The sequence below is a fragment of the Nocardia sp. NPDC003345 genome, from assembly GCF_053589395.1.
Genome location: NZ_JBSFRU010000327.1, coordinates 1 through 7,069 on the forward strand (window position 1 = coordinate 1; position 7,069 = coordinate 7,069).

Consider the following 7,069-nt stretch of genomic DNA (forward strand, 5'->3'; position numbering starts at 1 on the left):
ACCGCGACACTCATCAGGGTGGCGATACCCGAACCGGTCACCCGCATCAGAGCCATGGCCGCGACTGCCGCGACCACCGCGCCCGCCGCGATATTGGCGGGTGCGAACGGGCCGGGTTCGCCGTAGGCCGGTGGCACCAGCATGGCGCTACCGGTGAACAGCAGCGGAATGGCCGCCAGCGCGGCACCCAGTGAGATCCGCCGGGCCGCGCCGCTGCCCTTCACGGCCACCGCGGCCGCCCAGCACAGCGCCCCCAGCAGCAGCGCCGGCAGGCCGCACCACAGCCACGATCCGGACTGCGACCAGGTCCACGACAGCATGGTGGCGATGCCGACCGAGCCGATACCGAAGACACCCAGGCCGACCACGGCGGCGGTATCGGAATCGAATTCGGCGAATTCGCGCTCGTTGATCAGCGCGAGCGCATCGGTGATGTCCTCGACGACCGGGGTGAAGACCTCCGACGATTCGACCGGGGCCAGCAGCAGTACCGTACCGTCGACGACGTCGTGATCCCCCAGACTGCGCCACCGCGGGATCGGCGGCTCACCCGGGCGCGCCAGGCTCCACTGCCCCTGCGGCGGAGTGAAATCCACTTCCTCGTCGCCGATGGCATTCGCCAGCACGGCCACCAGATCGTCGATGAAGGTTTCCACGGTGAACTTGGTCGGCACCACCACATCCACCTGGTAGGTGGCCACCATCACCGCGATACGCGCCCGCGCGACCTCCGCCGGCGCCGCGCCGCCCGCCGGGGACGGTGGTGCCGTCTGTACAGCGGTCACCGATAATCCCCGTGGTCACCGTACGCCGGTTCCGCCACATACCCGGGGAAGTCGTCGGCCAGACCCGACGCGAGATCCTCGAAAGCCAGCACTGTTTCCTTCTCCAACATGCGCAGATCGATTTCGCCGCCCTCGGCGAGATGAGGGTCGAAGGGTATCTGGATGGTCGGCCGCTGTGCCGAGGCGAACAGCTTCTCGATGGCCTCGATATCCACCGTGGGTTTGGCGGGATGCTGCCGCACGATCGCGACCATCGAGGAGGCGATCAGGTGATCGAATCCGTGCGAGCTGAGCCAGTTCAGGGTGGCGACCGCGCCGGTGACCCCGCCGACCGTCGCGGGGGTCACCACGACCACGGCATCACTGGTCCGCAGCACGGTATTGGTCGACGAATCCAGCACTCCGGTGCCGCAGTCGACCACCAGCAGGTTGTAGTGGCGCCGCAGAATCTCCACGCCGGTCTGGTATTCGCCACCGCTGAGCGCCTCGCCCGCATCCGTGCTCCACGGTGAGGCGACCACCGCCAGGTCGGCGGTGTTGACAGAGGTGTAGGAGTGTACGGCGGAGAACGAATCCAGCCGACCCTTGGCCTGGGCGAGGTCGCGCAGGGTGAGGCCGTATTGGTGCCGGGCGGTGCGGCTGGACAGATCCCCGAAGTCGGGATTGGCGTCGATCGCGACGACCCGGTCGGGTCGCAACTTCGCGAAGACGGACCCCAGCCCGGCCGCGGTGGTGGTCCGGCCGACGCCGCCCTTCACGCTCACCACCGCGATCTGATACGGCGCGGTGAGCTGGCGGCGAATACTGTTGCGGCGGTTCTCGGCCCGCTGCTCGGCCGGGGAGAGACCGAGATTGAACCCGACCTTGTTGAGAGCGCCACGCACACCGCTGTTGGACCGCAGATGCGCCTGGCGGACCGCCGCGATCTCGGCGAGCAGTTCCGCCGACGCGAGCGCGGGCGGCAGGATCTCGATCCGGCCGGAGTTCTCGTAGGCGGACCGGTGGATACGGTCGGGCACCCGCGAGTTGTCGGCGGCGGCGCTCATCGCGGGCGCGGGCGCTCCGGGATGGGCACCGTAACTCTGCGGGGCTGCCGAATAGTCCGCCCCGGTGGTGTAGCCCGGCTGCGTCTCGGCCTGGGTATAGCCGGTGGGCGCGGCCGCGGCCCCCGCGGGAGGTGGAGCGGCGGCGGGGCCGTCGACGCCGGCCTGCGGCCCGCCCCAGGTAGAGGCCGGCGGCTGCGTCGCCGCGGGATTGCGCTCGGTATAGGACTCCGGCGGAGCGCCTACGGGTGGTGGCGTCACCGCCGGCTGGGCACCCTGTTGCTGCCGCTGCGCTATCGCCCGGCGTTCCTCTTCGGCTGCCTGCTGGTGCGCGGTGGCGGCGCGCTGGCGCAACTCGGCCAGATCGGGTTCGGAGGTGATCGGTGAATCGTGCCCGGCCGAGGACTGGGTGGCGGCCGGTGGCGATACCGCGGCCGGGGCGGGACCGGGCGCGGGCGGTCCGGCCACCGGTCTGGCTACGGGGTCCTCGGCGGCCACTGAACTCCCTCGCTCGGCATCGGTTTCCGGCGGCGAGACGGTATCGGCGGCCGGGGCGCCGGACGCCTCCGCCGCGGGACGGGTATCCGCGGGCAGCGGCGGAACGGGTGTGGACGGCCCGCTGCCGGGACGTTCCTCGAGCTGAGCGAAATAGGCGTCGTAGCCGCCTGTGGCGAGCGCCGCGGAGGCGTCGCCGTTCGTTGTCGGTGCCCGGTTCATCTCACCGTCCTCTCATCCAGCACTGGAACGTCAACCGGTGCGCGCGGTATCGAACCAGCTGCGGCCGGGCAGCAGCTCGGCCAATGCGTTGATACCACTGTGCAGGGCAGGGTCGTCACCGGGGCGGAAGGTCGACCGGGTCTGCCCGTCCATCGCGGTGCTCGGCGTGATCACCACCCGGCCCGAGAAGGTGTCCAGCACGGACATACAGGCGCGCATATCGGGTGTTCCGGTATCACCGTCACCGTGTTCGATCATGATCACCTCGGCGCGGCGCACGATCTCCTGCAGCGCCCTGGTGAGCACACTCGCGGTTTGCGGCACCGCACCCAGTTCCCGCAGGGCCGCACGACGTTCGTCGGGATCCAGCGGAATCCCTGCCAGCTCGGCGTCGGGGAGGGTGAACGGTTCGAAACTCGGCACCGGATAGTCACCCAGTGCGGATTTCAATGCCGCGACCAGAGTATTCAGTTGTTTGCCTTCGTGATACACCGACTGCACGACGATCTGGTCGTCGCACCGTACGGCGAGCACGTGGTCCCCACCCGAGCGCACCAGCGATATGCGCAGCATGGTGGGTTCGGTATCGCCACGTCCGGTGTCGAGTATTCGCACCGCAAGTTCGGTGTCCGGTCGTTCCAGGCAGCGCAGCCAGCCCGCCACGACGGGGTGCACCTCGTCACCGGCGACTATTCCGGCATCGGCGAGCTGCTCCCGCACGAACTTCGCCACCCGGTCCCGGTCCTCGACCCGGTAGATATTCGGCATGATCGCCAGGACCGAGGGGTAGGCGTCGATGCCGACCATGTCCTTGAGGACAAGGGCGGCATCGACGCTCAGGTCGATGGACACCGGGTCGGCCTCGGCCGCATCCGCTGCCCCCGCACCAGCCGGGTTGTACTCGATCAACTCAGGCGAGGCCGGCGAACTTGCTGCCGATGCCCTTGTCGGTGGTCTGGAAGAGACCCTGGCTGGCCGCGACCTCCCACACCTTCTGATTCAGGCCCTGGATGCTGATGGCGTAGTTGTCCAGCCGCCTGTTCAGCTCGTTCGCGATCGCCTGGTACCCCTCGGCACCGGAACCGGCGAACTCGGTCATCAGCATGTCCTTCAAACCGCGGAGATCGTCCAGGTTCTGGTTCATGGTCTCGACGACCGTTTTCGTCCGCGCCGAGGCATCTTCGACCCCGCCGTAATTTACGTGGATTGCCATCGGAAATCACACTTTCTCTGTGGAGGATTATTCGGAATCGGAGGGATCAGAAATTCAGATTGAACTTCGGGTCCGGGTTGAGGTTGCCGAAATTGCTCGTGTTCTGGTTGAGGTCCGCCGACTGGACGCCCTCGGCGCTGTTGTTGTTCCAGGAACCGGAGGTCGTACCGACGTCGAGACCGCCGTCGGCGCCGATCCGGGCCGCGCCGTCCAGGTCCAGGTTGTCGAAGTTGATACCGCTGTCCTGAATGGTGTCCATGATCGTCTGCATGAAGCTCGCGACGTGCCGGCCGGTCTCGTAGGCGTTACCGAGCGCGTTGTAGACCGCCTTGCCCGTCTGTCCCTGAACATGAGAGTTCAGATCGCCCTGGATTCCGGCGAGCTGCTGGAGATTACCCTCCAGAGTGCCGAGCGGTCCCGCCATTTTCGTGGCAACGCTTGCCAGGGTGCCCGGATCCGCCTGGGTGATCCCGGACATCATGTTGTCGGCCATGATCGTTCCTTTCACAGATTGATGTCAGGTATTCCCGGATTGCTCAGCGGGAAGTCTCTTCATTGTCGGGTCGCACCTCGTCGTCGAGCCGATCCAGTACTCCCACGAGTGAGGAGTCGAGAACGAGGTGTTCTTCGGGTTCGTCGTCCTGGTATTCGATGACGCCGATCGCCGGTGGGCGCTCGAGTACCGGTACTTCGAACTGTTCGCCGGGAGTGAAGACCTTGCCGGTCCGCTCCTCCTCTTCCTTCCGGCGGCGTCGCATCCGCGCCGTCGGTGCGGATACCCGCTTGGGCGCGTTGCGCACGGGGGCCCCGGCCGGCGAGCCGGTGGAGGCTCCGAACGGAGTACCCGCGCCCGGGGACCAGCCACCCGGCAGCCGGAACCCGGTGGCGGCACCGGGCATCGTGGATATCCCGCCCCGGGCCATGCTCAGCGCGGCGAGGCCGGCGGCGCCACCGCTGAGCGCGGCGAGCGTGGAGGAGCCGGTGGAAGTTCCGAACAGCGCGTCCTGGGCCGCGAGATCGGATTCGAAACCACCGGAACCCGGATCGAAACCGGGTTCGTTCGCCAGCGCCTGATCGATCTCGGACAGGGCCTGCTGGTCCGGAGTGGGCTGGCCCAAGTCCGGTCCCGGGTCGCCGCCGTCGGGACCGCCACCGCCGTCTCCGCCGTTCGGGCCGGTATCACCCGGGGACTGCGGACCCTCACCAGGGGAATTCGGGCCGTTCCCGTTTCCGCCATCGGTGAGGTATTGGCTGTCCGGGCCGTTGGTCAGCAGATCCTGCAGCGGCGTACTGAGATCCGGCGGTTCCGTCGGCACCATGCCGCCCCCGGGAATCACGATCGGCGGCGGCGGGATGATCGGCACATTCAGTAGCGCCCCGACGACCTGGAACGCGCCGGCCTCGTAGGTCTGCATCGACGCCGCCGCGCGCAAACGCACCAGCTGATACTCCAGTTCCGCGGTCGCCATCGCGGGCCCGGTCACCAGGGCCATCGGACTCCCGGCGCTCGCCGCGAGGGCGCCGGCGGCGGTCGCGCGAGCGACGATCGCCGCCACGATTTCCGGCAGGCTCGGCATCAGGGCCACTGCCATTCCGTGTAGTTCGACGCTCGCGTCGGCGACCGTCGACAGCACCTGGGCGGCGGTCGCCTGGGTACGAACCCATTCGTTGTGTTTACGGAATGCCGATTGCGCGCGCTGGGAACTCATCCCGCCCCACGCCTCGGCCATCTGGGACACGATTCCGTCGGAACCCGCTGCGGCCGAGTTCAATGCGCCCTGTACCCCTTTATAGGCCAGTGACGTACTGACCAAGGGGGCCGCGCCCGGACCGCTGAAAAGCTGCGCCCAGTTCGCGAGGGGTCCCGCGGCGAAATAGTCGAAGAACGGCATAACGCCTCCCGCCCGGTCCGGCCGAGCCGATCAGCCCCCGATCTTGCCGGGGGCCAGGGCGGCGCCGTTCGCGCCGACGGACAGGCCGCCGGAGGTATCGGTGAGTTCGAGCGCGACGCCCGCCTCCACCGTGGTCTGGCCGGCCCGCATCTTCTCGGCCACCCCGGCATCGAGATTGGTGAAGTAGAGCCGCTCCACCAGGCCGAAGGCCGCGCTGAGCAGAGCGCCCGGCAGATGCGGACCGGTGGCGACCGGGCGGGCGAGTTGACTGGCGGCGGTGTAATACGACGCCAGCGAAGTCTCCTGCGCGCCGACACGGGCGCCGATCACCGGAAACTGTTCGGTAATAGCTGTAAGTGGGACCATCGATAACTCCGATCGACCGTTGACTGTCCCCGCATCCGAGCGGTACATCAAGAACGCTAGGCCATTCCCAACTCTGGGGAGTCCCGCTGAACGGGCGGTCCGGTTACTCGCTTTCGGGCATCCAGGCCGCCTGCACCAAATCCTTCGTCGAATTCAGCGGTTCCACCAGAATGCCCCGGCCCACCGGTTGTTTCGTCGGCTTCACATCACCGATGAGCATGCCGTCGAGACGAGACCCGTCCATGATGAAACCGGAGGAATTCAGGTTCTTGACCTGACCGAGAACGCTGTCGTACAGCGCCGAATCCGCCTGTGCGATATTACGTGCGGCGATCAAGTGGAATCCGGTATCGCGTCCGTCGACGATGATCTCCTTGAGCGGATCCAGCGGATTGATCTGCCCGCGCTGCGCGACCATGTGGTAGTCGTCGACCACCACGAAGATCTCCGGTCCGCTCCACCAGGACCGTTCCTTCAGCTGCTGGGTCGTCACATCGTCGGGTGGCCGCCGGCTGCGCATCTTCTGGACGAAACGGGGCAGGTACTCGACCAGGTCCCGGGCACTTGTCATATAGCCGACCTGCTGCTCGTGCGGGATCGCGTCCATATGCTGGCGCCGGTAGTCCACCAGCAGCACCCGGGCCTCGTCCGGCGTGAACCGGGTGCGTATCGACTCCAGTAGCGCCGACAACACAGTCGATTTCCCGGAGCCGGAGGATCCGAGGATCACGAAATGCGTCGAGACACCGAAATCGAGAGTGGCCGGCTGCAGGTCGGACTCCCGGATGCCGAACGGAACCCTCAGTCGTTCCGCGAGATTCGTGGGCGGCGGGGCATGCGCAAGGATCTCGGCCATACCCACCTGGCCGGGCAGCAACCGGACCTCCGGGGCACGGCGCCCCGAATAGGTCTGCTGCAACTGGGTGATCGCGGCGTTCAGGCCCGCCGCGGCGGTATCGGCATCACCGTTGCCATCGGTACGCGGGAGCGCCGTGAGCATATGCAGGGCCTCGGCTGCCACACACCGGCCGGGCCGGTTCGGCGGCACCGCCG

8 protein-coding genes are annotated in these 7,069 nt (G+C 67.5%); all 8 read right to left on the reverse strand.

The annotated features are described in order from the left end of the window. Positions 1-785 (reverse strand): type VII secretion integral membrane protein EccD (eccD, locus tag ACWDU1_RS26665; protein ID WP_450002585.1); only part of this gene is annotated, 785 nt, incomplete at its 3' end. Further along, the gene (locus ACWDU1_RS26670; protein ID WP_450002586.1) at positions 782-2,545 is read right to left on the reverse strand and encodes an AAA family ATPase; all 1,764 of its coding nucleotides are present in this window, start codon (positions 2,543-2,545) and stop codon (positions 782-784) included. The genes eccD and ACWDU1_RS26670, both read right to left, overlap by 4 nt. 30 nt (positions 2,546-2,575) lie before the next feature. Further along, positions 2,576-3,397 (reverse strand): ESX secretion-associated protein EspG, encoded by an 822-nt coding sequence (locus ACWDU1_RS26675; RefSeq protein WP_450002588.1) that lies wholly within the window; start codon positions 3,395-3,397, stop codon positions 2,576-2,578. Positions 3,398-3,455: 58 nt separating this feature from the next. After that, positions 3,456-3,758: a WXG100 family type VII secretion target gene (locus ACWDU1_RS26680; protein ID WP_450002590.1), complete on the reverse strand. Its 303-nt coding sequence runs from the start codon at positions 3,756-3,758 to the stop codon at positions 3,456-3,458. 46 nt (positions 3,759-3,804) lie between these two features. Then, the gene (locus tag ACWDU1_RS26685) at positions 3,805-4,251 is read right to left on the reverse strand and encodes a hypothetical protein (RefSeq protein ID WP_450002591.1); all 447 of its coding nucleotides are present in this window, start codon (positions 4,249-4,251) and stop codon (positions 3,805-3,807) included. A 43-nt stretch (positions 4,252-4,294) separates the two neighbouring features. After that, entirely contained in the window at positions 4,295-5,650 is a 1,356-nt protein-coding gene (locus ACWDU1_RS26690) for a PPE domain-containing protein (RefSeq protein WP_450002592.1), read from the reverse strand. Between the two features lie 30 nt (positions 5,651-5,680). Further along, positions 5,681-6,016 carry a hypothetical protein gene (locus tag ACWDU1_RS26695; RefSeq protein ID WP_450002593.1) on the reverse strand — a complete coding sequence of 112 codons (336 nt, stop codon included), beginning with the start codon at positions 6,014-6,016 and terminating at the stop codon, positions 5,681-5,683. Positions 6,017-6,119: 103 nt separating this feature from the next. Further along, positions 6,120-7,069, reverse strand: a 950-nt coding sequence (locus tag ACWDU1_RS26700; protein WP_450002595.1) for an FtsK/SpoIIIE domain-containing protein, incomplete at its 5' end; no start/stop codon positions are given.

Coding starts and splice junctions, on each gene's coding strand:
- ACWDU1_RS26685 (WP_450002591.1), bottom strand. CDS start 4,251: ATGGCCGACAACATGATGTCCGGGATCACCCAGGCGGATCCGGGCACC.
- ACWDU1_RS26690 (WP_450002592.1), bottom strand. CDS start 5,650: ATGCCGTTCTTCGACTATTTCGCCGCGGGACCCCTCGCGAACTGGGCG.
- ACWDU1_RS26670 (WP_450002586.1), bottom strand. CDS start 2,545: ATGAACCGGGCACCGACAACGAACGGCGACGCCTCCGCGGCGCTCGCC.
- ACWDU1_RS26695 (WP_450002593.1), bottom strand. CDS start 6,016: ATGGTCCCACTTACAGCTATTACCGAACAGTTTCCGGTGATCGGCGCC.
- ACWDU1_RS26680 (WP_450002590.1), bottom strand. CDS start 3,758: ATGGCAATCCACGTAAATTACGGCGGGGTCGAAGATGCCTCGGCGCGG.